Below are 26,589 nucleotides of genomic sequence, written 5' to 3'. Positions count from 1 at the left end.
CACCTCATTATGGCGGCGCAGTCTTGCTGCACCTGCTAATCACGATGATTCTGGACCGGAGCCCGCATCCGGGCTCCGTGCTGGATTACTCGGGACGGCTACGCACCTGATTGAGCAGCTGACCGAGATCAGCAGCCTTGGGCTTAACGAGCCAGAAACGCTCGAGATAGCTTTCGAGATCATCCAAAATCTGACGCCCCCACTGACTCTGGGTTTCCGCCACATAGTCCTCAAGCACACTACGCAGATGATTACGATACTGCTCCATGCTCTCGGTACCAATGCGGTGAATATCCACCAGTTCGTGGTTGTACTTATCAACAAACGTCCGATCCTGATCCAGGACAAAGGCAAAGCCGCCGGTCATGCCTGCGCCAAAGTTGGAGCCGGTGTCACCCAGCACGACCACCATACCGCCCGTCATGTACTCGCAGCAGTGATCACCCGCGCCTTCAATAACGGCCAGAGCCCCTGAGTTTCGTACTGCAAAACGCTCGCCAGCCTGGCCTGCCGCATAAAGCTTGCCGCCGGTTGCGCCATACAGACAGGTATTACCCACAATCGCCGTTTCCTGAGAGGCAAAGCCACTGTTACGCGGTGGATAAATCACAAGCTTGCCGCCTGTCATCCCTTTACCTACGTAGTCGTTAGCATCGCCTTCCAGCACCAGCTCCTGACCACCGGCATTCCAGACACCAAAGGACTGTCCCGCCACCCCTGTAAACTCAAAGCGGATGGGTTTATCGCGCATGCCCTGATTACCATGATGCTGCGCAATCATGCCTGAGGTTCGGGCGCCGACAGAACGATCACAGTTAGTCAGGGAGAAGCTGAACTTACCGCCGGACTTGGCGCGAATCGCCTGCTCTGCCGCCGAAGCCATGTCCAGGTTCATCTGGCCGGGATCGAAAGGCTCATTGCGCTCAACTTCACAGACATGAGGCTTGCTGGCATCCACTCCACCATCAGAAAGAATAGGCGAGAGATCCAGAGCCGCATGCTTGTCAGTTAAGCCTTTATCCGCGATCAAGAGGTCCGTACGACCCACCAGTTCCTCCAGTGTGCGAACACCAAGCCTGGCCATCCACTCACGGGTTTCCATGGCAACAAAGCGGAAGAAGTTTTTAACCATCTCAACCGTGCCATGGAAGTGTTTATCACGCAGACCCTTATTCTGGGTCGCCACACCTGTCGCACAGTTGTTGAGGTGGCAAATCTTCAGATACTTACACCCCATGGCAATCATGGGCGTCGTACCGAAACCGAAGCTCTCTGCACCCAGCATCGCTGCCTTGACAACATCCAGCCCCGTTTTCAAACCACCGTCAGTCTGCACCCGAACCTTGCCGCGAAGATCATTGCCACGCAACGTCTGGTGAGTTTCCGCCAGCCCCAGCTCCCAGGGAGAGCCGGCATAGCGGATAGAGGTGATCGGGCTTGCTGCTGTACCGCCGTCATAACCGGAGATCGTGATCAGGTCAGCGTAGGTTTTCGCCACGCCCGCGGCAATCGTGCCAACGCCAGGACGTGAGACCAGCTTGACCGACACCAGGGCTTCCGGATTGATCTGCTTGAGGTCAAAAATCAGCTGCGCCAGATCCTCGATCGAATAGATATCGTGATGAGGCGGTGGGGAAATCAGTGTCACACCCGGAACGGAGTAACGCAGTCGGGCAATCAGATCGTTGACCTTACCGCCTGGCAGCTGGCCACCTTCACCCGGCTTGGCACCCTGCGCCACTTTGATCTGCAGCACATCCGCACTCATCAGGTATTCCGGCGTAACACCAAAACGACCCGAGGCGATCTGCTTGATCTTTGAGCGACGAATCGTGCCGTAGCGCGCTGGATCTTCGCCACCTTCACCCGAGTTGGAGCGACAGCCCAGCTCGTTCATTGCCTGTGCCAGAGCTTCGTGAGCCTCGGGCGACAATGCACCAAGGGACATCCCGGCAGAGTCAAAACGCTGCAGAATGGCTTCGACTGACTCCACTTCATCAATGGAAATCGGCGACACATCTTCGCGCAGCTTCAGCAAATCTCGGATAGTCGCCACGCCGCGGTTATTCACCAGACCGGCATAATCACGATAAACACCGTAATCTCCCGACTCCACAGACTGCTGCAGAAACTTCACCACATCCGGGTTGAAGGCATGGTACTCACCCTCATGGTGGTGTTTGAGCAAACCGCCATGAGCGATGGGTTTGCGTAGCGTAAAGGCTACGGTATGCAGTGCCTGAGTTTCCTGCTGGAAATGCTCGAAACGCGCCCCCTCAATACGGCTTGGCACACCGCGGAAGCATTGCTCGACCACCTCGGAAGAAATACCCACAGCTTCAAATAGCTGCGCACCACGGTAGGAGGTAATACTGGAGATCCCCATTTTAGACATGATCTTCATCAGGCCCTTGTTGATCCCTTTACGATAATTGCGATGACATTCACCCGGATCGCCCAGCACCGTTCCCTGAGCAATCAGGTCATTGATGACGCGGTAGCTCAGATACGGATGCACCGCAGAGGCACCAAAACCAATCAGACAGGCATAGTGATGAGTATCACGTGCCGTTGCCGTATCAATGATCAGGTTGCAGTCACAACGCAGACCGGTCACAACCAGATGGTGATGAACAGCACCAGTGGCCATCAGCGCATGAATAGGCAATTTGCCGTGTTCAAGATCACGATCGGTCATGATCAGCAGGACTGCACCTTCGTCACGCACCGCACTTTCAGCGGTCTTACACAGCGCCGCAACCGCCTCTTTCAGGCTCTGTTCATTGGGATCGTAATGCAGGGAGATACGCTTAACGCTGTAGCCCGGACGATCCATATGCAGCAAACGGCTGAACTTGCGTGCCGACAAGACTGGCGAAGACAGCTTAATACGGTTGGCATGCTCTGGCAGCTCGATGAAGACGTTCTTCTCCGGGCCAAGGCAGGTGTCGAGTGACATCACCACCGCTTCACGCAATGGGTCAATCGGCGGGTTGGTCACCTGAGCGAACTGTTGACGGAAATAGTCATACAGCACGCGAGTCTTGGAAGACAGCACCGCCATCGGCGTGTCATCCCCCATGGAGCCGACCGCTTCCATACCGGTTTCAGCCAGTGGACGCAGAATCTGATCACGCTCTTCAAAAGTCACGTGGTACTGCTTCATATAGGTTTTCAGCTCATCGACACCGAAATCTTCGATATCTGGCTCACCCTCATCCAGCAGACCTTCAATACGCAGCGCATTGTCACGCAGCCATTTACGATAGGGTTGGGCTACCTTGAGGCGATTGTCGATATCTTCTGTTTCGAGAATCTCGCCGGTCTTGGTATCCACTGCCACGATACGTCCCGGCCCAACGCGGCCTTTAGACACCACATCTTCGGGGTTGTAGTCATAAACACCGATTTCAGAGGCACAGCAGAACATATCGTCTTTGGTCAGCACCCAACGCGATGGACGCAGACCATTACGGTCCAGCATGCAGATCGCGTGGCGGCCAGTATTCAGTACGATGCCGGCAGGGCCATCCCATGGCTCCATATGCATGGAGTTGTATTCATAAAAGGCACGAAGATCAGCATCCATGGATTGCCAGTTCTGCCACGCAGGCGGAATCAGCATGCGGATCGCACGGAAGATATCCATACCGCCGATCTGCAGAATCTCCAGCATATTATCCAGCGTGGAGGAATCTGAACCATGGGTGTTAACTACGGGCTCAATCTCACTGAAATCAGGGATCGCCTCGCAGGTGAATTTGGAAACACGGGCACGCGCCCAGTTCCGATTACCTTCGATCGTATTGATCTCACCATTGTGCGCCAGTACGCGGAATGGCTGCGCCAAGGGCCAGCGCGGCAGCGTGTTGGTGGAGAAACGCTGATGGAAAGTACATATCGCGGTTTCCAAACGCGGGTCGCCAAGGTCCTTGTAGAACACCGGCAGATCTGCCGGCATCATCAGACCTTTATAGGACAGAACACTGGCTGACATAGAGCAGCAGTAATAGTCCGGGTCTTTATTCAAAAGGTGATACGCCGTCTGGCGACGCGCAAGGAAAAGTCGAATATTGAGTTCGTGCTCACTTCGACAATCCGAGTCCACGAATACCTGCTCAATACGAGGCAGACATTCCTGAGCAATACGTCCCAGGCAGGAAGGATCAATCGGCACCTGTCGCCAACCGATCAGGCGCAAACCATGCTTGCGGATGTTTTCATTCATCACATCTTTAGCATGATCCGCTTTTTCGGGATCCTGAGAGAGAAACACCATGCCCACACCGTACTGAGGGGACAAATTCACTCCAAATTGCTCTTTGGCAATTGCCCGCAAAAAGCCATCGGGCTTTTGCAGCAGCAGACCACAACCGTCACCGGTCTTACCGTCAGCGGCGATACCGCCACGGTGAGTCATACATGCCAGAGCTTCAATGGAGCGGCGCAGCACATCGTGGCTGGGCTGTCCTTTCAGGTGGGCCATGAGACCAAAGCCGCAGTTGTCTTTAAACTCTGCTGCGTTGAACAAACCTGTCTTCATAAGCCAATCTCACTAAAATTCGTTCTGAAAATAGCTAAATATCGTTCTTTTACTTTTTTTATAGTTATAACGCCCGGAAGGCTGGCACACCCTGAGATGTGTCTCTCGTGTTTTTTTGGCACGCCAGAGGGCAAAAGGGAACTCATCCTAGCAAGGATATTTTTATGACAGCAAGTCGGAAAAACCGCTTTTTACCGGTTTTTGCCGCTTCATTAGCCTTAAGTCGCAGAGGCAGACGAAAGCACCTGCCGGTATTCGACAAATACTTTACAAGCGTCAAATTTAACAGGCGCACAAGCGCCTGAAATTATCGAAGAGAGCTTTGAACGCCACTGACCGAACGCGGCCATGGCTTTTGCTTTTTAAGGGAGTCGGACAAGCCATTGGCTGCCTGCTGAGCAGCATCGCGGCTGCTGTAATGACCATAGACGACAACAAACCAGGGTGCCCCTTTATATTCCGTCTCGAAATAGGCGAAGTCGGAACCCGAGCCATTCTTGCGGATAAACTCTGCCGCACTGCTTTCGCTACGCGTTCCCAGCATCTGCAGGGTGTAATCAGAAGATGGCCATGATTTGAGTCGGGCACCATAGGCGGATGACGAGCCAGAGGCACTGACAGTGGCTTTTGGTTTGGCGGCAGGAGCTGGCTTGGCCACAGGTTTTGCTGGCTCTGCTGCTTTGGCGGGGACTGCTGGCGCTGTCGAAACAGTGGCAACAGGCTCCGGCGCAGCAGGCTCATCCGGCTGATCCACCAAAGGACGACCAACAGGTGTCTGCACAGGCACTGCGGGAGCATCCGGAACAGGAATTTCAGGAACCACGCCTGTCAGAGAATCAGGGCTTTGAGAATCACTGGGTTTGATACCCAGTTTCTGCTCTTCCAGAGCCAGACGCTCAGAGAGAGTCGCTGGTTGCTGTGGAACGATGTCAGGCCCGGACACGGCTGCTGGCTGACCAGGCGCCGCTTGCACAGGACTGGAATCCTGAGTTGCCTGACCCGGCAAGGTAATAGACAACGAACTGCCCGGCTGAGGCTCAGGCGCATCACTGCTTCCGCCGGTAAGCATAAAGGCACCTGTAATGGTGACCAGTAAAATAACGACCGCCGCGATATGCATCCATGGCAGTTGAGCCTTAGCGCCCTTATTGTTGCCAGACACTTTCTTGGCAAAAGAGCGCTTACCGCCTGCGGCAGGCTCTGGCTGATCAAACAGCATGGCCTGCGCCAGGCGATTAATGACCGCAGGTATACCCTGAGATTGCTGATGAATACGGTTGTAATGGGCAACGGTAAAGGGAATATCACCGTGCATCCCGGCCAGATCGAGGCGATGCGCAATGTAGCCTTCCGTTTCATCCAGCGTCAGCGGACTTAACGAGGCATGATGACTGCGCCCTGTCAGCACCGTTTGCAAACGCGGACTGCTCAGACGCGACAGAACATCAGGTTGTCCAAAAAGAATAATGTGAGGGCTGGCGGCAGGATCAGGTGTCTGCATAACGCGGGTAAAGAGCACATCCAGGGCACCGTCAGTCAATAATTCAGCATCATCCACAAGAATCAGCATCATACGATCAAGATCACGCAGCATTTGCGCGTGCTGATGCAAGGCCTGAATTTGCTGCTCGAAATGAGAACCCTCTTCCATTTCGATGCGCGCCTGCTGAATCAGGCTACTGACCATCTGCGCCGGGCCGGTTTCATGCTTAAGACGCAAGGTCACCGGGCGCATGACAGGATCACTGCCGGGTAAGAGCTGATTCAGAAAGGTACTTTTACCAACGCCATGTTCACCCGTTACCACCAGCACAAACTGGCTATAACGACTCAAGTGGCTCAATTTATCGAGCAACTGACTTCGCTCTTCGGTCAGATAGGCATCTTCCGGCAATAGCTCATCACCAAAGGGATTGTGTCGCAATCCGAAGCGGTGGAGAACATCCGTATGTAGACTCATAGTCCTTTGCCCTGTCTAACGCGTGTGTGAATCAGGCATTTGAAGCTAATGTCGTTTCCAAAACATCAGCGGGGTAATCAGCCGTAATAACAGCTTGGCCCAAACCCTTCAGGAGAATCAAGCGCAGCTGGCCATGCATGACTTTCTTGTCCACTGCCATCCAGCGCATAAAATCGCTACCGGTCATGGTTTCTGGCGGATTCACTGGCAGCCCTGCGGCGACAAAAATCGCCTCAACGCGAGCCACATCTTCTGCACTCAGCCAGCCCAGCAAGGCTGACATGCGCGTGGCCATCATGGTTCCTGCTGCCACTGCTTCACCATGTAGCCAGTTGCCATAGCCCTGATGCGCTTCAATGGCATGACCAAAAGTGTGCCCCAGATTCAAAAGGGCACGAACACCGCCCTCTTTTTCATCCTGAGCAACGATTTCCGCCTTCACCTGGCATGAACGGAAAATTGCGTACCCCAGCGCGGCCTCATCGCGCTCACGCAAGAGCGCCATGTTGTCTTCAAGCCAGGCAAGAAAATCAAGATCACAGATCAGACCGTACTTTATCACCTCTGCAAGGCCAGCAGAGAGTTCACGTTCAGGCAAAGTATCCAATACACCGACATCGGCCAGAACCACCTTGGGCTGATGAAAAGCACCAATCATGTTCTTGCCCAGCGGATGATTGACCCCGGTTTTACCACCAACAGAGGAGTCCACCTGAGAAAGTAAGGTCGTGGGAATCTGCAAAAAGTCGACACCACGCTGATAGCAGGCTGCTGCAAAACCAGTCATGTCGCCGACTACGCCACCGCCCAACGCGATCAGTGTGGTAGTGCGGTTATGCGCCTTTTCTAGCAACACATCGAAGATGGAGTTGATCTGATCCAGGTTTTTGTACTTTTCGCCATCCGGCAAAATCACGGTATCAACATTAAAGTCCTGCAAATGGGACAACAGCTGATCCAGATAAAGAGGCGCAATGGTATCGTTAGTGACAACCAGCACTTGCTTGCTTCGGATAGCCGATGTCCACAGCGCTGTTTGCTCAAACAGGTCACGACCAATATGAATATCGTAGCTTCGATCCGCCAGAGGCACCGTTAGGGTGTGACGAATTGGAGATGCATTCTGCTCAGACATGCCAGCCTTCCGTCTGAAGTTTCTTGAGAATTTCATTCACAACCGAGCGCGGACTGCGACGGTCAGTATTAATAATCATATTAGCGGTTTCACGATAAAGCGGGTCCCGCACGGCAAAGAGTTTTCTCAGCACAGCGGCTGGATCCTCTGTTTGCAACAAGGGGCGATTACGGTCGCGGGAAGTCCGCTCAATCTGCTGCGCGACTGTAGTATGCAGATAAATAACAAAACCACGCAGTTTCAATACATTACGATTCGCCTCGCGCGTGACGGCGCCGCCGCCTGTCGCCAGCAAAATACCTTGCTGTTCGCAGAGTTCAGCAATCATGCTTTCTTCACGGCGACGAAAGCCCTCTTCCCCTTCGACATCAAAAATCCAGGGAATATTTGCGCCAGCGCGCTCTTCAATGGCTTTGTCAGAATCGACGAAACTCAGACCCAAAGTCTGAGATAGCAAACGGCCGATGGTGGTTTTTCCAGCCCCCATCGGCCCAACAAGAATGATATTTTTTTGCGGGTGCATATTAGCCCGGTGATCAGGGAATATTTATGTCCGAGAGTAGTCTTGGCGTAATAAAGATCAAGAGTTCAGCTTTATCTTCACTGTTTACACGCTTCTTGAAGAGATTCCCGATATAGGGAATATCACCCAGGAAAGGCGTTTTGATCACACTGTTTTCGGTATTCACCTCAAACACACCACCCAGAACCAGAGTCTCGCCATTATTGACCAGAACCTGAGTCGAAATATGGTTGGTATCGACAGCAAAGTTACCGGTGCTCAGCGTCTCGCCTTTAGAATCCTTGCTGATATCCAGATCCATAATGATGCGGTTATCAGGAGTAATCTGTGGCGTTACTTCCATAGACAGTACGGCTTTCTTGAACTCGATATTAACTTCATCGTTTTCCACTGTCTGATAAGGAATCTCTGTACCAGACTCGATTAGCGCTTTCTTACCGTCAGTGGTCACAATCTTCGGCTGGGATACGATTTCGATCTTGCTGTCGCTCTGGTAAGCGGAGAGCTCCAGAGACAACAGGTTGGAATCGTTAGAGAAACCGAGCGCAAAGGATGTGGCGCTATCCACATCGTCCAGACCCATATCGACCGCCAGCGCTCCCGGGAAGGTGATGTCTTCATCGTTACCACGAAGCTGCTGATCGCGTTGAACGATAGTGTCTGTTGAACCGCCCAGAATAAAGCTGTCGGAGCCATGGGTTTGAGTAGAACTTCCGCCCCAGGCAACACCTAACTGTTTGCTGAAACCATCCTGAGCGATAACAACGCGAGCAGAAATCTGCACCTGACGTACGGGACGATCCAGTTTCTTAATCAGATCACGGATTTTGTCCATACGATCAGCCGTTTCCTGGACCAACAACATGTTGGTGCGTGGATCCGCCGTAATGCTGGCGCGTTCGGACATAAAGCCTTTCTTCTTGTCATTCTCACTCTGGAGAACCAGCGCCAGATCTGCCGCTTTCGCGTAATTAATCTGGAAGTAATCGAGCTCCAGTGGCGCAAGGTCTTCAATCTGCTTCTGACGCTCAAGTTCCTGACGTTCATAATCAGCCAGTTCGCTTGCGGGTCCAATCAGCCAGATGTCGCCCTGCTCACGTTTGGAGAGCTTGCGAGAGCGCAAGACCATATCCAGCGCTTCATCCCAGCGAACGTTATGAAAGTTCACGCTGATATCACCAGTGACGCCGTCACTGATCAGGACGTTCTTATTCTGAGACTGCGCGATCAACTGCAATACGCGACGCACATCCACGCTTTGGAACGCCAGATTGATGCGCTCGCCGTTATAACTGACCTGTTCACGCTCAGGGGGTTGTTTAGGACTGGCTTCAACGACCAATTCCAGGCCGTCCTGATACGTCAGGGAGCTGAGACGTTTACCATTAACAGGCACCAGAGTAATGGTACCTTTGGTGTCGGAAATGCGGCGTGCATTCACTTTGCTGACAGAAGTGCCGTAGTCAGCAACATCGTACTGACGCTGCCAAATGGCGGGCAGCTGCTGGCCTTCGAGAGTTACCTGAATAGAGCCGCCCAGGTCATCAACCTGTACATGAACCTGTGGATCAGGCAGTAACACACGGAGTTTGCCGTCGCCGTTCTCATTTCGTTCAAACAGCAGGGCTTGCTCATCACTGGCTTTGGCTTCAGGCAGAGGTGTGCTGTCAGCTTCGGCATCCGCAGGCAAAATTTCCACGCGATTACCATCAATACGCGTCTGCATGGCCATCGCATCACGCAGCTCAAGTTTGACTTTAAGATTCTGGCCATCCTGTTCAGCAGTGATGTCACGCAATGCAGGATTCAAATTACTCCAACGCTGCTGTCCTGAGCCGTTACCGGCATTTTCAATGGTCAACAACGTGTAGGGAGGCTGCTCGCTCCGAGTCACACGTACGCGCTGAGGCTTGCTGTCAAAGCCAAGACTAACCAGCAAAGGCTGATCCTTGTCGCTGACCTGCACCGATTTCAGATCCAGGGCCATCGCCATCTGGCTCATGAGACCAAGCACCAGGCCACTCCCAATCAATAGCAGGTTTCGCACTGATGTAGCCGTCACTTCTACCCCCTTCACCCAAAAACCTTATTAGTTATCACTAAACTGCATGGAGATGACCCGCGGCCGAACACGCCAGTGGTTGTCACTGGTCGGTATAATTTCTTCCAGCTCCAACTGAGCTTTAAGTGGGGGGCGAGTGTCCAGTTGGTTCCCTTGCGATTCGCCATCTTCCACGGTAATTGCCACGATACGACCATAGTTTTTGCCCATATAGTCACCCTTGGCGACCAGATGCAACTGACCATCCGGGGCTTTAATGACAGCATACTGGGTGTTTTCCTTTTTCATTAGTCCAACGAAGGACAATGCATCCAATTCAAACGACTCAAGTGGCTGTTTTTCACGATTCAGGTCCGGTTTGATCGCCGATTCCTCATCCTGCTGCTTCTGCAGGATCTCGACATCCGGATTGGTAAAGGGCTCACGCAAACTTGTCACGGAGTACGGTGCCACACGGTATTCAGGCAAAGGCGGTAGCGGATCCAGTGGATCGGGCTGGCGCGACTGTGCTTTTTCGACAAAACGCTGCAGGTCATCTGTTGGCACACTGGGGCTGCAACCGCTCAGACCGGCAACAAGTGACAGGGCTAGCAAGCTGGTTAATATCTTCATCACTTAGCCCCCGCCATGCTGTCATCACTATCATCCAGATAGCGATAGGTGCTGGCACGAAGCACCATCTGCAAAGAGCCGTCATCCTGAGGTGTCAGCGTAAAATCATGCAGGGTCACGATACGGGGCAGTGCTGCCAGCCCATAGGCAAACTCACCCATGGCGTGGTAGGAGCCGTAAACGGAGATATCGATGGGCAGAATCTGATAAAAAGTAGCCTTCTGCTCAGGTTGCAGTGCAATCTGGCGGAAAGTCAGGCCCGAGTTTTTACCCAGATTCGTCATCTGGTCCAGCAAGCCAGGCACTTCCTGCTTCTGCGGCAGCTGAGTTAAGAGTTCTTTAAAGCGGTTCTCCAGCTCTTTCAGACGAGTCTGATACATGGGCAAGCCAGAGACCACTTCACTTTTCTTAGTGATTTGAGCTTTTAGCTGCGGCTCATCCCGTTTAAGTGACTCAAGCTGAGTCTGCTGATCCGTCAGGAGTAAGAAATTGCCAGCAACGGTGACCGCCACAAACAGGATAACGATGAAAATAACCTTGATCCCAATCGGCCAGGTACCCGCCTCACTGAGATTAACGTTATTGACATCAAAGCCCGCAAAATAGCGCTTGAAATCGAGTCCGCGTTTACTTGCCATTGCTTGACCCCTTATCTGCATCATCGGCACTTGCGCCCGGCATATTCAGGGTCACACTCAGGTCAAAGTTCATCCAGCCCACGGGCTGATCAGCCTTGGTTACTTTGGACAATTGCGGCGAACTGAAAAGGTCATTGCCATCCAGATTACGCAGGAAGGTCGAAACCTGAAGGTTGGTCGCGGCCCGGCCCTGCATAGTCACCTTGTTGCCTTCTCGGCGAAGACTGGTCAGGAAAACCTTGTCCGGGACCATCCGCACCACATCGGACATCAGACGCACCATCACCTGACGATCCGCCTGCAAGCCGTTGATCACGGAAATACGTTCTTCCAGCTGCTGCTGTTTTTCCTGCAACCGTGTCAGCTCACCGGCTTTACGGTCGAGAATGGTAATTTGCTGTTTAAGGAACTGGTTGCGGCCCTGCTGTACTTCGATGTTGCGCTCTTGCCAGAGCCAGTAACCACCGACGCATCCAGCCGCTGCCAATAATGCTACTGCCAGAGCATTATTGAACTGCTTCTTACGAAGCTCAGTTCGCTCTTCACGCCAGGGAAGGAGGTTAATACGCATTATTGATCACCTCCCCATTCCTGACCCACGCGCATCGCCAGACCACACGCTGTCATCAATGAGGGAGCACGCTGCTGCAACTCGGCATCCAGCTTGGCTGGACGTTTAATACCAGCCAGCGGATTGGCCTGATGAACCTTGATACCCAGATGCTTACCCACAGACATGGCCAGACCTTGCTGACAGGCACCACCACCGGCAAGCACCAGACAGCCAATCATGCTTTCGGGCTGAGCTTCTGCAAAGAGTTCCAAAGCACGCTGAAGCTGGTTGCCCAGAGTCTCACGATAGCGATCGGCCTCTGTGAGAGGCGCACTTTGCTTAGCAGGCTCTGGCGCCGATTCTTCATCGTAGCTGAAGGGATTGTCGTTATATTCGAAAGGATTCGCTGCGGGAGGTTCACGCAGCTGCTTGTCACCAAAGTCATGCTCGCGGGAGTAAACCAGACGCTCATCATCAAAGGCATACAACACTGAGCGCATGGCACCGATGTCCAGCAAAAGCATCAGCCCTTTTTCAGGACGAAGAGACTGGGCCCCCAGACTCTGCTTGAGCGCACGACCGATAGCCAAGGTATCGACATCAATCAGTCGGCAATCCAGGCTCACCGCTTCTAGCAGCTGCTCCTGACTTTCCACCTGATCCTTACGGCATGCGGCAATAAACATGGGCTGCAGTCCGGTGCGGGGATTAGGTTCGCCCACGGAGCAGTAATCAATGATGACGTCATCCAGAGAGTACGGAATGATCTGATCGGCCTGGTCATAGACGGCGCGCTCGTTGCCTTCATCCGTGCCGTCAGACTGAATTTCGATTTCACGAGTGATAACGGAAGCGCCGTTGACCGCGATGGCAACACGCTTACTGGAGGTACCTGAAACCTTGATAGCTTCCAGAATCGCCGCAGACATCGTTTCGATATCCGGCAGCATCGGGTCAATAAACTGACCATTGGCATAAGGCACGACCGCATAGCTCAGTAGTTCAAACTGCTTGCGTCGACGCGCCAGCTCCACGAGCTTGACGCCTGTCGTACCGATATCTATGCCCAGCAACGACTGTTGTTTGAAACTTAACCAGGAAGGCACTTATTCATCCTTTATCTAAGGAACGTGTCTTACATCACGTCGATGCTATTGGCACTTACGCCACACGCCTGCGGAATAAGAGCAAGAAACACTTGCACATACAATGCATGGTAAAGAAATTTTTTTTGTTTTGTCTACCGGGCTTTTGGGAGCTCTGTGTAAATAAACGCCATATTCGTGCCAGAGACTCACATTTTCTCGCACCCCGCCCCATGACTTGTTTTTTCAGCCTGTTAGAATAGCGACTCGCCCGGTTTTAACGTCGGTTTTTCCGCCAGAAGGTTCGGAATTTAACCTCCGGAACCAAGGCCTTGGGCGTGAAGCAAGGAAGGCTTTGCCTGGAAACCGCTCCATCAAATCAGGATATTACTCATAATGCTACGCGCGATTTTTCGCTGGCTGTTCTGGCTGTGTCTGGTAGGTGCCGTTGTTGGCGCCCTCGCCGCATTTGTCATTTACCGCCAAATTGCCCCAACACTGCCCGATGTCGAGACCCTTCGAACCGTTCAATTGCAAACGCCTCTGCGTATTTATAGCTCAGATGGCAAGCTGATTGGTGAGTTCGGAGAAAAGCGCCGCTCACCGGTAGACTACGATGTCATACCTCCTTTGTTCGTGAAGGCATTCTACGCTGCGGAAGATTCGCGGTTTGAGACCCACCACGGCATCGATATCAAAGGCCTGTCCCGTGCAGCAGTCCAGCTGATCAAAACCGGCCATATCCAAAGTGGTGGATCTACCATCACCATGCAGGTGGCGCGTAACTTCTTCCTGACCCGTCAACAGACCTTCGGCCGTAAGTTCTCGGAAATTCTGCTGTCGCTGCAAATGGAGCAGGAGCTGAGCAAGCATGAGATCTTCCAGCTGTACGTGAACAAGATTTATCTGGGCAACCGCGCCTACGGTATCGAGTCAGCTGCCCAGGTTTATTACGGCAAGTCCATCAATGAACTGAGCCTTGCGCAGATGGCGATGATCGCCGGACTGCCCAAAGCACCTTCTGCCTACAACCCGATTGCGAATCCGAAACGAGCGATGGAACGCCGCAACTGGATTCTTCGTCGCATGCTGGATCTGGGCTATATCGACGACGTTTCCTACGAGAACGCTACCGCCGAGGCTAATACCGCGGTCTATCATGGTCTGCAGACCGAGCTGGATGCGCCTTACGTCTCCGAGATGGTTCGCGCAGATCTGGTCGATCGCTATCCTGACCTTTACGAAGGTGGTTACCGCGTTTACACCACCATTCGCAGTGACTTTCAGGCCAAGGCCGATCGCAGTCTGTCGGATGCCCTGCTGGCCTACAGCTATCGTCATGGCTACCGTGGTCCTGAAGATCACTGGGATGACACCAGCGCTTCCGAGGACAATCTGAAGAAGCTGAGCAAGATTCCTTCGTATAACAATGTCCGCCCTGCACTGGTCACCGAAGTGGCTGATAAGAGCATCAAGGCGCTATTGAGCGACGGCACTGTCATCAGCATCGACTGGGATGGACTTAAGTGGGCGCGCAAGCATATCAATGTAAACAGCCTGGGCCCTGTCCCCAAAAATGCTGCTGATATCCTGAGCGTGGGTGATGTGGTTCGTGTTGCTGCAGAAGATCAGCCAGAGCCTCAGGCAGTACGTGATGTCGAGGATGACGCCACTGCAGATACTCCTGCAACGGCTGACAGTGCCGATTCTGCAACAGATGCAGTCGCCGCTGATGCAACTTCCGATGAACCAGCCAAACCGGATCTGGCCAGCCTTAACTGGCGCCTGAGCCAACTGCCAGAGGTTCAGGGTGCTCTTGCCAGCCTGCGCCCGGAAGATGGTGCGATTCTGGCCCTGAGCGGTGGCTTTAACTTCTACCAATCGAAGTTTAATCGTGCGACTCAGGCGCGCCGCCAGCCAGGCTCGAACATCAAGCCATTCATTTACTCGGCAGCACTGGAAAACGGTTTTGCCCCCGGCAGCATCATTAACGACTCTCCCATTGTTTATGATGACCCAAGCCTGGCGTCAGGCGCCTGGCGTCCGGAGAACTCCGGCGGCAAGTTCTATGGCCCAACGCCCATGCGCAAGGCGCTGTTTCTGTCACGTAACCTGGTATCGATTCGCCTGTTGCGCGCCATCGGTATTGATACGGGCATCAGTTACCTGAGCAAGTTCGGCTTTGACCCGAACCAGCTGCCTCACGGTCTTTCACTGGCACTGGGCACCGCGTCCATCACGCCACTGGAGCTGGTCACTGGCTATGCCTCTATTGCCAACGGCGGCTACAAGGTTTCGCCCTATCTGATTGATCGGGTCGAAAACGAAGACGGCGATGTGCTGATCGAGAATAACGCCTCGCGCGTTTGCTCCAGCTGCGTCGAGAAAGAGGAGTCTCTGACTGCCGATGGCCATCCGGTCGCCAAGCAGATCATGGAGCCGCGTGCGAACTTCCTGATCACCGATATGCTGAAAGACGTTATCCGTCAGGGTACCGGCCATAAAGCCTCAGCGCTGAAGCGTACCGATCTGGCAGGCAAAACCGGAACGACCAACGATCAGGTCGATGCCTGGTTCTCCGGCTACAACTCCAAGATTGCCACCTCTGTCTGGGTAGGATTCGATAAGCCAACGACGCTTGGCCGTCATGAGTTCGGCGCTGTTGCCGCGCTGCCAGCCTGGATGGAGTACATGGCTTATGCCCTGAAAGGTGTTCCGGAAGACGAGCCCAAACGTCCTGCCGGCATTGTCAGTGTGCGTATCAACCCACAAACAGGTCTGCGCGCACCTCCCGGTACGGATGGTATGTTCGAGCTCTTCCAGGAAGAACTGGCACCACCTGCGCTGAAAATGAATGCCGATGGTGAAGTGCAGAAGACCATCACTCCGGAAGACCTGTTCTGACCTGAGTCAGCAACAGGCCTCTTCAGGCACAAAAAAACCGCGACTCACATCGCGGTTTTTTTATTGTACCCAGGGCAAACATCTCAGCATGCTTAACCCTTGAGACGATTCAGCACGCCAATCATGTCGTAACATGCACCCATGGTGTGATAATCCACCTTGCCTGCCGGGCTCTTCTCATCCGAATAGGCGGCATTCTCAGGGCTCAGAATGCGATACCAGCCACCATGAGCATGATCGATCATGTGATCCCAGCTGAACTCCCAGATTTTCTGATACCAGCGCCAGTAGCGCTGATCGCCGGTGCGCTCACCTAACAGCGCCGCCGCTGCCAGCGTTTCGGCCTGAACCCAGAAGTACTTATCACCATCACAGACGGTCATGTCAGGTGCCAGCCCGTAGACCAGACCACCGCGAACCTCATCCCAGCCTGCGGGCACTGAAGTCAGAAAAAAATGCTCCGCCCAGGGAAGCAACCAAGATTCTTCAGGCGCATGACGCTCCAGCAATACCAGCAGCTTTGCCCATTCGGTCTGATGACCTACCTGAAAACCCCAGGGACGAAACAGGTGCTTGGGATCTTCCTTGTTGTAATCCCAATCAACCTGCCAGTCCGTGTTGTAATGTTCCCATATCAGACCGCCACCCAGTGGCGCCAGTCGCTGGCACATAGTGCGGGCCACCGCCAGCGCACGATCCAGAAACTGGCGATCACCAGTAGCCTCATAGGCGCAGAGCATGGCTTCGCAGCTGTGCATATTGGCATTCTGGCCACGATACTCACCAACGCTCCAGCTCGCATCCGCCTCATCGGCATAGAGGTTATGCTCTGGCAGCCAGAAGTGGCGACTTTGCAAGGCATGGGCACGATAGAGGCCCTCGCGGGCGGCGGTGATTCCCGCCTTGAGTGCCGTGGCATAGGCCAGAATGACAAAGGCTAACCCATAGCAATGGTTCGTCGTGTCCTCAGCCTGCCCGCTCTCGATCGTCCAGGCATAGCCCTGATAGGCGCTCTGAAAGTGTGTTTGTTCCAGATAGTCCAGCCCATGCTGCGCCCAGCGCAAATACTCCGGCGCATCGAAATGCATGGCATAACGCGCATAGGTAAAGACGTAACGGGTACTGGAAACCAGATGGCGATGGCTGGCGTTATACACTTCACCATCGTCTTTCAGATACTGGAAAAAGCCGCCTTGAGTATCAATAACCCGCGGGTGGTAAAACCCCATGGTTTTACGCACATGCTCTTCCAGACGGGCAGGATTGAAGAAATCCATGGTTTAGCCCTCCAGTGTCCAGGCCTCAGCAACATCAGCAAAGCCAGGCAGCGCCGGGAAAGCACCGCGACGCTGAACGGTATGACTGCCACAGGCCGCGGCAAAGCTGACCAGGGCACGCAGGGAGCCTTCATCATCCAGCAGTTGCGGGTTATTCGGCAGACAACGTGACAGGGTGTAAAGCATCGCACCCGAGAAGCTGTCACCCGCGGCGTTGGTATCAACGACCTTCACTTTAGGCGCATCAACCCAGCCAGAATGATCACGGGTGGCAAAATACAGCGGATTGCCGTCATCACTCACAACGATCAGCTTCACGCCTGCCGCCAGCCATAGAGGAAGCATGGCTTCGCCGCCCATGACGTTCAGTTCCTCGCGGGAAATTTTGATCACATGAGCCAGCTTGCACAGGGCATCCACACGCTGGGTATCCACCAACTTGTTCGGCCAGAGGTTAGCACGCAGGTTGACATCGACAGTCACCCACCAGCCGGCGTCGCGTGCCAGCTTTACGCCATGCAGCGTGGTATTGGCGATGGACTCTTCCGTCAGCGTGTTGGAACACAGGTGCATAATCCCTTCGCCCTGGAACCATTCCGCTTTGAACTGATCAGGGCGGAAGAGCACGTCAGCACTGTTGCGACGCATAAACTCGAAACTGCGCTCGCCATTCTCATCCAGCAGGACGAAAGCCAGAGGTGTCGGTGCATCCGGATGGATAACAGTACGGGAGGTATCGACGCCTTTCTTTTGCAAGGCATCCAGCAGGAAGTGACCAAACGCATCATCGCCCACCTGACCAATAAAACCGGCTTTACCGCCAAGCTGGGCAACGGCAACTGCCGCATTCGCCGGAGCACCGCCGGGATACTGACGCAACTCAGCCAGGGACAGACCGGCTTCTTCCGTTGCGCCAATATTCAGAAAGTCGATCAGAACTTCACCAAAACACCAGACTGGCCACATAGTTTGTTTTCCTTATTGGATAGGCTCAAAAATGGCGGAGACGGCGTGCAGAACGCCCTCCCCTGAAAACGTTTTCATTCGTGTGCGGCATGATAGCAAAGGCGAGTTTGCCCTGCCTATTCCCGCCCCTCAGGCTTTAGTCGCGTCTTCATCGACCAGACGAATTCCGCCTTTTTCAATCGTAATCAGCTGCTGCTTATACAGCGCGCCAATAGCTTGTTTGAACGCGCCCTTGCTGATGCCAAAGGTTTCCTGAATCGCCTCGGGGGCACTCTTGTCCGATAGCGGCAAATGCCCGCCAGCCGCCGTGAGCTGGCTCAACACCCGCTCAGCAATATCGTTGATACGGCCATAGCCCGGCTTTTCCAGCGACAGCTCCACCTTGCCATCTTCACGCACACCACGGATAAAGCCCTTGATGCGAAACCCCTTGCGAATTGGCTTGAAGATCTCGGAGTGATACAGCAGCCCCCAGCTGGTGTGATTGATCACGGCCTTGTAGCCAAGATCTGTGCGCTCACCAATCAGCAGATCCACCAACTGGCCACGGCGATACTGATGCCCCGTCTCATCAATAAAACGATCCAGCTTGGATGAGGCCGCCAGGCGGTTACTGTTATCCAGATAAACGTGCACCAGATAATACTTGCCCTCCTCCATCGGCTTCGCCATCTCAGCAAAGGGTACAAACAGATCCTTGGGCATGCCCCAGTCGAGGAAAGCCCCCATCGGGCCGATGCTGACGCATTTGAGGGAGGCGCATTCACCCACCAGCACTTTGGGTGCCTGGGTTGAAGCGATCAGACGATCTTCAGAGTCGAGATAAATAAACACATCCAGCTCATCACCGAGCTGGCAGTTGTCAGGGACATAACGCTTGGGCAGCAGGATACTTCCCCAGCGACCGGCATCCAGCCGCGCGCCAATATCCTGCATGCGCGTCACCTGAAGGCGATTGAAGCGACCGATCTGTACCATGAGAAGCCCTCTGCTGTTGCCGTGGAAAGGGCCTATTGTAACGGAGTCGACAGTGGGCAGGTATGGCTTTGACGTGATCCGCTTACCGCGGTGAAAAAGAAAGAGGGCCGTAGCCCTCTGTCGTTGAAAACGGCAGTGACACTCAGGATTCGAGCATCGTCATTGACTGAGCCACTCGCCCAGCAGATCGGGAGGTATCGCCGGACGGTTCACCCTGCGCCGCGAAGGCCTGAGCTGCCACGGCCTGGCGCAGATAACGCTCACGTTGCTCGTGATCTTCACGCTGCACCTCACCTTCCAGCAAAGCATGCAGGGAAGCCCATAATTGGCGGGTATGGCGCAACGCGCTTTCCGCCAGCTGACGTGGTCGGCGCTCAAGTTCATCCATCAGGGTTTTGAGAAATCGCAGATGCTGCTCACAGCGCATAAGATCGCTGAGCATCGCATCGTGTGTATCAGTGTCGAGCCACTGATCCGCCCGGGCCGCCGTCAGCTGATCCAGCACGGTTTCCATATGACCCAGCACTTCGCTGATCTGGCGCACCTGAACACGAGCGCTCTCAGAATTCATGGGCGGAGTGCGCACCAGCACCTGCAAACTGCGCGACAAAGAACGCCAGCGCTGTAAGGACTGCTGAAAAAACGCGGGGACATCCTGCTCGGTCGCGGAGCAAACCGCTTCGCCAGCCAACGACAATGCACAGGTTTTAGCCTCAGGTGAGACCGCATCGCTGCCCAGTTTTTGCCAGCATCGGCGCAGTTGCCCAAACCAGTTCATGTCGTCACTCCCACCACGTTATTGCCTTGATGTCAGGAGTTATCGGCCATAGAGCGAAAAACTGAATAAAAAAAGCCAGTCACCGAAATGACTGGCATCCAAAAGGACGTTTTACAGCTCGCACGCTGTTAACCGCCATGCCTTACCCGCACCGGGAAACCCGGAACGGGATACTCACAAAAGAAACCCGAAATCAGCCCAGGCGCTCCTCATTGGAGGGATCAAACAGCACCGCCTTGCTCATATCCAGCATCAGCTCCATCGGGCTTCCGACTGGAGCCTGGCTGCGTGGCTCGATACGGGCATCCACTTCCTGACCATTAAAGAAGACTTCAATCAGGGTATCCGCCCCTGTGGGCTCAGCCACCTCAACCCGTGCAGGCAGAGTGAAGCACAGCGCTTCTGACTGTCGGTGCGGCATCACATGGGTGATCTGTTCAGGGCGCAGGCCCAGAATCACCTCTTTGCCCACCCAGGCATCCAGCGCGCTGGAGCTGGCCTGCGGCAGAGGGAGTTCAAATTTTTCGCCTGCCTGATTGGTAATGGTCACGCCATAACCCGCATTCAGCTTGGTAAGCGGCGCCTTGATAAAGTTCATCGCTGGCGAGCCCATAAAGCCTGCCACAAACATATTGACCGGGTTGTCATAGATGTTCTGAGGCGTATCCAGTTGCAGCACCACGCCATCGCGCATGACTGCAATACGGTCAGCCAGCGTCATGGCTTCGATCTGATCATGGGTCACATAAACGATGGTGGTGCGAAGCTGCTGGTGCAACTTCTTGATTTCAGTACGCATTTCGACGCGAAGCTTGGCATCAAGGTTGGACAGCGGCTCATCGAAAAGATAGATCTTCGGCTTGCGAGCCAGCGCCCGCCCCATCGCCACACGCTGACGCTGGCCACCCGAGAGCTGGGCAGGTTTACGATCCAGCAAGTGTTCGATCTGCAGCATTTTGGCGACACGCTCGACTTCCTGCTCGCGCTCGGTCTTCGGCACCTTGCGCATTTCCAGACCAAAAGCGATGTTCTCGCGCACGCTCATGGAGGGATAGAGCGCGTAGGATTGGAACACCATGGCGATATCACGGTCTTTCGGCGAGCGCTTGCTGACATCATCGCCACCAATACAGATGGAGCCGGAGGTGATCTCATCCAGACCGGCGATAGAGTTCATCAGCGTGGATTTACCACAGCCCGATGGCCCAACCAGAATCAGGAACTCACCGGAGTCGATGCTGATGTTAATGTCTTTCAGAACCCGGACTTTACCGTAGTCCTTGTATACGTCTTTGATATCGAGTGCGGCCATTGATTGGACTCCTCACTAAAACACGACAGCGCGGGATCGGGAGGCGATGAGCCTGACTCCAACCGCCTCCCCCGGCGAATCAGCCCTTCACCGCACCTGCGGTCAGACCACGAACAAAGTATTTACCGGCAGCGACATAGACCACGAGGGTCGGTAGCGCCGCGATGATGGCAGCCGCCATGTCGACGTTGTATTCCTTCACCCCGGTAGTGGTATTCACCAGATTGTTAAGTGCCACGGTGATGGGTTTGTTTTCCGGACCGGAGAACACCACACCGAACAGGAAGTCATTCCAGATCTGAGTGAACTGCCAGATGATGCAAACGACGATGATCGGCGCCGATACCGGCAGCAGAATACGCCAGAAAATACGGAAGAAACCGGCACCATCCAGCTTCGCCGCCAGCACCAGCTCATTCGGAATACCGACATAGAAATTTCGGAAGAACAGCGTGGTAAAAGCGATACCGTACACAACGTGCACAAACACCAGACCCGCCGTGGTACTGGCCAGGCCCACCATGCCCAGGGTTTGCGCCATGGGCAGCAAAACCACCTGGAAAGGAATAAAGCAGCCAAACAGCATCAGGGCGAAGAACATCTCGCTGCCTTTGAAGCGCCACTTGGTCAGGGCATAGCCGTTCAGCGCCCCGACAGCGGTAGAAATCAGCACCGCTGGGATAACAATCTGGAAGGAGTTCCAGAAGAAGCCGCTCATGCCCTCACAGGAAACACCGGTGCAAGCGGTCGACCAGGCTTTGCCCCAAGCATCGAAGACAAACTCAGTCGGCCAGCTGATGATGTTACCGGTGCGGATATCCTCAAGGCTTTTCACTGACGTCAGCAGCATGACCACCAGAGGCAGCAGATACACCAGCGCCGCCACGATCAGGATCGCGTAGATACCAAGGCGAGCCACGCGCTCACCGCCAGAGATATGTTTTACCTCAGCCATTGCGCTTGCTCCTCAGTTCGGAATAGAGATAAGGCACCAGAATCGCCAGCACACCGGCCAGCATCATGATGGCGGAGGCCGAACCCAGACCGATCTGGCTGCGGGTAAAGCTATAGGCGTACATAAAGGTGGCAGGTAAATCGGTGGAGTAACCGGGGCCGCCGTTGGTCAGCGCCATAACCAGATCAAAGCTCTTGATGGCAATGTGCGCCAGAATCATCACCGCGCTGAACAGCACAGGACGCAGGGTCGGCAGGACGATACGGCGGTAAATCGTCGGCATGGAAGCACCGTCCAGCTGCGCGGCCTTGATCATGGAGTTATCCACTCCACGAAGCCCCGCCAGAAACATCGCCATCACAAAACCGGAGGACTGCCACACAGCGGCAATAACCAGGGTGTAAATCGCCATGTCCGGGTTCACCAGCCAGTCGAACTCGAAGCTGGTCCAGCCCCAGTCATGCATCAGTTTTTCAAGGCCCATGCCGGGGTTAAGAATCCACTTCCAGGCCGTACCTGTAACGATGAATGACAATGCCATGGGATAGAGATAAATGGTTCGAATGGCCCCTTCCTGACGAATCTGCTGGTCAAGAAAAACCGCAAAAATCGCGCCCAGCAACAGGCAAATCAGTACAAACAGACCACCAAAAATCAGCAGGTTGGTTGCCGCCACGGTCCAGCGTTCGTTCTCGAACAAGCGCACGTATTGCTTGAAGCCAACCCACTTGTTGAAGCTTGGCAGCATGCGGGAGTTGGTCAGGGACAACGCACCTGTCCAGATAATAAAGCCGTAAACAAAGACCAGACTGATCAGAAAAGACGGTGCCAGCACCAGCTTCGGCAGCCAGTCCTGCAGTCTGTCTGTCAAACGAGGGCTTTTTTGAGGGTGCACAGCACCGGCCCCTCTGGAATCCAGAGCAGGATTTTGATTAGACATGGGGTCACCTTTTACATCAGAACCGGACCCGGAACCGGGTCCGGTGGAGACAATCTGACGAGAGTGACGGCCTTACCGTCACTCAGCGTTCAGCATTAGCCTGCCGCATCAACCGCTTTAACCAGACGCTCTGCTGCTTCTTCCGCAGTCATGTCAGCATCGTTAAAGAAGTTGGTTACTACGTCGTAGATCGCACCTTTGACATAGGAACTGGCTGCCATACCGTGAGCCATAGAAGGCAGCAACGTGCCGGCTTTGGCATCGGCCTGGAAATCTTCCATGGACTTGTGCGCACAGGCATCGAAGTCAGCCATGTCGATATCAGGACGAACAGGGATGGAGCCTTTGTTCAGGTTGAAGACTTTCTGGAAGGTAGGCTCCATGATGATACGCGCCAGCGCATCCTGAGCAGCCTTGTCATCCTTGTTCTTCACTTTGAACATGGCGAAGGAGTCGATGTTGTAGGTGTAAGCGTTGGCAGTACCTGGCACGGCAGCGCAGAGGAAGTCCTTGCCTGCCACTTTACCGGCATTCAGGAACTCACCTTTGGCCCAGTCACCCATGATCTGGAAAGCAGCTTTGCCATTGATAACCATGGCGGTTGCCAGGTTCCAGTCACGGCCAGCAGCATCAGGATCAATGTAGTCACGCAGACGCTTGAAGGTTTTCAGGGTCTTGACCATGGTTTCGCCGCCCAGAGCATCATCATCCAGATCGACGAAGGCTTTGCGGAAAAACTCGGGACCACCGACTGACAGCGCTACCGCTTCGAAAGTGGTTGCGTCCTGCCAGTCCTGACCACCGTGGGCCAGTGGGATAAAGCCTGCCGCCTTGATCTTGTCAGCATCAGCAAAGAACTCATCCCAGTTAGTGGGCATGGTTTCCACACCGGCTTTTTTCATGACTTCAGGGTTACCCCACATCCAGTTAACGCGGTGAACGTTAACAGGCACGGCGACATAATGGCCTTCGTATTTCATGCCATCGGCGACGACTTTGGGCAGAAGTTTGTCCCAGTTGTTCTTGTCTGCGACATCATCAAGGTTGGTCAGGAAGCCAAGCTCCGCCCACTCCTGAATTTCAGGGCCTTTGATCTGTGCAGCAGTAGGAGGGTTGCCGGAAACCGCGCGGGATTTCAGTACCGTCATGGCACTGTCACCGCCGCCACCAGCGACCGCGAAATCTTTCCAGGTATAGCCTTCTTTCTCCAGCAGCTTTTTCAGCTCAGCGACTGATTTTGCCTCACCACCAGAGGTCCACCAGTGCAGGACTTCAACCTGACCAGCAGCATAGGAAGATGCAGCAGCGGAGAATGCAGACAGACCTACGGCGGCTGCCAGCATGAGTGGCTTCAAACGAATCATATTGTGACCCCTGTATTATTTTTGTCGGGATAATCTTCTCTGAGGAAGCGCTCTCAATCGTCTAAACGCCAGAGCGTTAGTAAAAATTATATAAGTGGTTGGAAATAGACGAGTTATATAACCCTACAAAAGGTTAGTAGAATATTACGAGCTTGCAACATTACTGCTAAGCCAGTAATGACGGGGCCTTAAAACAAAAAGCCCCGCGAGGATTCGCAGGGCTTTGCAAGAACAGCTGCAGGCTATCCTGCGCGACTATCAGACTTTAAAGCGGCCCAGTACCCGGTTCAGATCATCGGACAAGGTATTCAGATGCTCACTGGCGCGGGAAACTCCCTGAGCTTCCTGCGCATTCTGGCGGGACAGCTCACCAATGTGATTGATATGCCCCACGATCTGATCCGTGGTGGCACTTTGCTCTTCAGAGGCAGTGGAAATCTGGTTGGTCATATCGCGGATATGGCGAATCGCACTGACAATGGCCTGCAGGGCTTCGCGACTTTCTTCGGCCTGAGACACCATGCCTTTGGCCTGTTCGGCACTCTGGCCACGGCTGTTCACCACAGTTTGCACGCCGGTTTGCAGCTCTTCGATCATACGGTTGATATCCTGAGTGGACTGCTGCGTGCGACTGGCCAGCGAGCGGACTTCATCAGCAACCACGGCAAAGCCACGGCCCTGTTCACCGGCACGCGCCGCCTCAATGGCCGCGTTCAGCGCCAGGAGGTTAGTCTGCTCGGCAATGCTCTGAATAATGACCAGCACCGAGGAAATCTGCTCCACATCTTCTGCCAGCTTCTGCACCACTTGCGAGGCACCCGCAACATTACTGAGCAGGTTGTTCATGCTCTCAAGGGTTGTGCCCAGCACTTTCTGCACATGATCAGAATGGCCGTTGGCCGCCTGGGTTTCCTGCGCAGCATGTTGAGTGCTTTCTGCCACATGACGCACCACTGAATTCATTTCATCCGCCGCGGCGACGATGGATTCCACCGCACGGCTTTGTTCGGCGGAAATCAGCTGCGCCTTGCCGGAGACTTCTTCCAGCTCTCGGGCAGCATCAGTGACACTGCGGGTTTGCTGCACCACATCGGCAATGGTGCCATGCAGCTTGGCAACAAACTCGTTAAAACTGTGGGCCAGCTGGCCGTACTCATCGCCACGGGTTTCATCCAGACGCACAGTGAGATCACCCTCACCTTTACCCAGATCATCCAGACGCTGGCGCAGTTGCGTCAGAGGACGCATCACCATGCTGGGTAGCAGCAGACCCACAATGATCAGCAACACCATAGTGACTATCGTGCTGATAATCTGCACCGTGATGGCTTGCTGGGACTCCGCGACACCATGCGCCCCCACCTGAGCGGCTTTTTGATCGATCAGTTCACCAAACTCGTTAAGCTGGTCACGTACCGCATCAAACTTGGCGCGAGCTTCTCCAAGACTCAGGGCTTGCGCCTGCTTCAGGGACTCAGCATCCCCTTTTTCCGCTAACGCCAGCACCTGTTCGTTCAGCTGGCGCCATTCGGCAAAGCCTTTATTGAACGCGTTTAGTTTCGCCTCTGTCAGCAACCGGGGCACCGCCTTACTCGCTTTGCTGACTCGCTCCTCGACCTGATCGGCGTTTTCACGGGCCTCCTCCACAAAGCTCTGATACAGCTCTTTGTTGCCCGCCGCCATGACGGCACCGCGCTCACCTTCGAGAGCCTGGTAAAAGTCCCGGTCGGCATTCAGTACCAGCGATACTGCTGGCAGAAAGTTATTCGCTTCCTGAGTCACATCCTCTTTAAGGGTTCGGAACTCAAAAATATTGTGAATACTGACCCAGCTGGTGACGATAAAGATCAGCAGCAAAGGCAGCAGAATTTTCCAGCGCAGGCTCAGGTTTTTGAACCAGGACATAAGATGACCTCCAGAAACGTCATGAAAGGACGACCATTACTGCCTGGCGCCCCTGCGCCCGTCGCTCATATAACGCTCATAGAGCCGAGAGACGGGTTT

19 protein-coding genes are annotated in these 26,589 nt (G+C 54.2%); 1 reads left to right on the top strand and 18 read right to left on the bottom strand.

The window, feature by feature from the left end; translation table 11 throughout:
• Nucleotides 1-85: 85 nt before the first annotated feature.
• From gltB to pilM, 9 genes are all read right to left on the bottom strand, one after another.
• Nucleotides 86-4,543, bottom strand: a complete 4,458-nt coding sequence (gene gltB, locus ACKC9G_RS16200; protein WP_411407289.1) for a glutamate synthase large subunit — start codon at nucleotides 4,541-4,543, stop codon at nucleotides 86-88.
• Between the two features lie 307 nt (nucleotides 4,544-4,850).
• On the bottom strand, nucleotides 4,851-6,503 hold the full coding sequence (locus tag ACKC9G_RS16195; RefSeq protein ID WP_411407287.1) for an AAA family ATPase: 1,653 nt from the start codon (nucleotides 6,501-6,503) through the stop codon (nucleotides 4,851-4,853).
• A 31-nt stretch (nucleotides 6,504-6,534) separates the two neighbouring features.
• A complete protein-coding gene (gene aroB / locus ACKC9G_RS16190) occupies nucleotides 6,535-7,638 on the bottom strand; it encodes a 3-dehydroquinate synthase (RefSeq protein ID WP_411407285.1) in 1,104 nt (367 codons plus the stop codon).
• Nucleotides 7,631-8,161, bottom strand: coding sequence for a shikimate kinase AroK (aroK, locus tag ACKC9G_RS16185; RefSeq protein ID WP_411407283.1), 531 nt, complete (start codon nucleotides 8,159-8,161; stop codon nucleotides 7,631-7,633). Before aroK ends, aroB begins: the two co-directional genes overlap by 8 nt.
• A gap of 13 nt (nucleotides 8,162-8,174) precedes the next feature.
• A complete protein-coding gene (locus tag ACKC9G_RS16180; RefSeq protein ID WP_411407281.1) occupies nucleotides 8,175-10,223 on the bottom strand; it encodes a type IV pilus secretin PilQ in 2,049 nt (682 codons plus the stop codon).
• Nucleotides 10,224-10,250: 27 nt separating this feature from the next.
• Nucleotides 10,251-10,835 (bottom strand): pilus assembly protein PilP, encoded by a 585-nt coding sequence (locus ACKC9G_RS16175; protein WP_411407279.1) that lies wholly within the window; start codon nucleotides 10,833-10,835, stop codon nucleotides 10,251-10,253.
• Nucleotides 10,835-11,473: a type 4a pilus biogenesis protein PilO gene (locus ACKC9G_RS16170; RefSeq protein WP_411407277.1), complete on the bottom strand. Its 639-nt coding sequence runs from the start codon at nucleotides 11,471-11,473 to the stop codon at nucleotides 10,835-10,837. Before ACKC9G_RS16170 ends, ACKC9G_RS16175 begins: the two co-directional genes overlap by 1 nt.
• Nucleotides 11,463-12,044 carry a PilN domain-containing protein gene (locus tag ACKC9G_RS16165; protein ID WP_411407275.1) on the bottom strand — a complete coding sequence of 194 codons (582 nt, stop codon included), beginning with the start codon at nucleotides 12,042-12,044 and terminating at the stop codon, nucleotides 11,463-11,465. Before ACKC9G_RS16165 ends, ACKC9G_RS16170 begins: the two co-directional genes overlap by 11 nt.
• On the bottom strand, nucleotides 12,044-13,132 hold the full coding sequence (gene pilM / locus ACKC9G_RS16160) for a type IV pilus biogenesis protein PilM (RefSeq protein WP_411407273.1): 1,089 nt from the start codon (nucleotides 13,130-13,132) through the stop codon (nucleotides 12,044-12,046). Before pilM ends, ACKC9G_RS16165 begins: the two co-directional genes overlap by 1 nt.
• Nucleotides 13,133-13,507: 375 nt before the next feature.
• Between pilM and ACKC9G_RS16155 the strand changes: the two genes are divergently transcribed.
• Entirely contained in the window at nucleotides 13,508-16,015 is a 2,508-nt protein-coding gene (locus ACKC9G_RS16155; RefSeq protein WP_411407271.1) for a penicillin-binding protein 1A, read from the top strand.
• Nucleotides 16,016-16,107: 92 nt separating this feature from the next.
• On the opposite strand, the gene ACKC9G_RS16150 is transcribed toward ACKC9G_RS16155, so the two are convergent.
• The 9 genes from ACKC9G_RS16150 to ACKC9G_RS16110 form a co-directional block, all read right to left on the bottom strand.
• Complete coding sequence (locus tag ACKC9G_RS16150) at nucleotides 16,108-17,292, bottom strand: AGE family epimerase/isomerase (RefSeq protein ID WP_411407269.1); 1,185 nt, start codon at nucleotides 17,290-17,292, stop codon at nucleotides 16,108-16,110.
• Between the two features lie 3 nt (nucleotides 17,293-17,295).
• Nucleotides 17,296-18,258: a carbohydrate kinase family protein gene (locus tag ACKC9G_RS16145; protein WP_411407267.1), complete on the bottom strand. Its 963-nt coding sequence runs from the start codon at nucleotides 18,256-18,258 to the stop codon at nucleotides 17,296-17,298.
• A 129-nt stretch (nucleotides 18,259-18,387) separates the two neighbouring features.
• The gene (locus ACKC9G_RS16140; protein WP_411407265.1) at nucleotides 18,388-19,236 is read right to left on the bottom strand and encodes a S1 RNA-binding domain-containing protein; all 849 of its coding nucleotides are present in this window, start codon (nucleotides 19,234-19,236) and stop codon (nucleotides 18,388-18,390) included.
• A 142-nt stretch (nucleotides 19,237-19,378) separates the two neighbouring features.
• A complete protein-coding gene (locus ACKC9G_RS16135; protein WP_411407263.1) occupies nucleotides 19,379-20,014 on the bottom strand; it encodes a hypothetical protein in 636 nt (211 codons plus the stop codon).
• A gap of 193 nt (nucleotides 20,015-20,207) precedes the next feature.
• Nucleotides 20,208-21,326 carry an ABC transporter ATP-binding protein gene (locus ACKC9G_RS16130; RefSeq protein ID WP_411407261.1) on the bottom strand — a complete coding sequence of 373 codons (1,119 nt, stop codon included), beginning with the start codon at nucleotides 21,324-21,326 and terminating at the stop codon, nucleotides 20,208-20,210.
• A 79-nt stretch (nucleotides 21,327-21,405) separates the two neighbouring features.
• Entirely contained in the window at nucleotides 21,406-22,281 is an 876-nt protein-coding gene (locus ACKC9G_RS16125; RefSeq protein WP_411407259.1) for a carbohydrate ABC transporter permease, read from the bottom strand.
• On the bottom strand, nucleotides 22,274-23,221 hold the full coding sequence (locus ACKC9G_RS16120; protein WP_411407257.1) for a carbohydrate ABC transporter permease: 948 nt from the start codon (nucleotides 23,219-23,221) through the stop codon (nucleotides 22,274-22,276). The genes ACKC9G_RS16125 and ACKC9G_RS16120 overlap by 8 nt, the downstream gene beginning before the upstream one ends.
• A gap of 95 nt (nucleotides 23,222-23,316) precedes the next feature.
• The gene (locus tag ACKC9G_RS16115; RefSeq protein WP_411407255.1) at nucleotides 23,317-24,585 is read right to left on the bottom strand and encodes an ABC transporter substrate-binding protein; all 1,269 of its coding nucleotides are present in this window, start codon (nucleotides 24,583-24,585) and stop codon (nucleotides 23,317-23,319) included.
• Between the two features lie 258 nt (nucleotides 24,586-24,843).
• Complete coding sequence (locus tag ACKC9G_RS16110) at nucleotides 24,844-26,490, bottom strand: methyl-accepting chemotaxis protein (RefSeq protein WP_411407253.1); 1,647 nt, start codon at nucleotides 26,488-26,490, stop codon at nucleotides 24,844-24,846.
• Nucleotides 26,491-26,589: the final 99 nt, after the last annotated feature.

The sequence above is a fragment of the Pokkaliibacter sp. CJK22405 genome (assembly GCF_046614695.1).
Lineage (GTDB): Bacteria > Pseudomonadota > Gammaproteobacteria > Pseudomonadales > Balneatricaceae > Pokkaliibacter.
The sequence above is the reverse complement of the archived record's forward strand: the minus strand, read 5'-3'. Positions and strand labels throughout refer to the sequence as shown.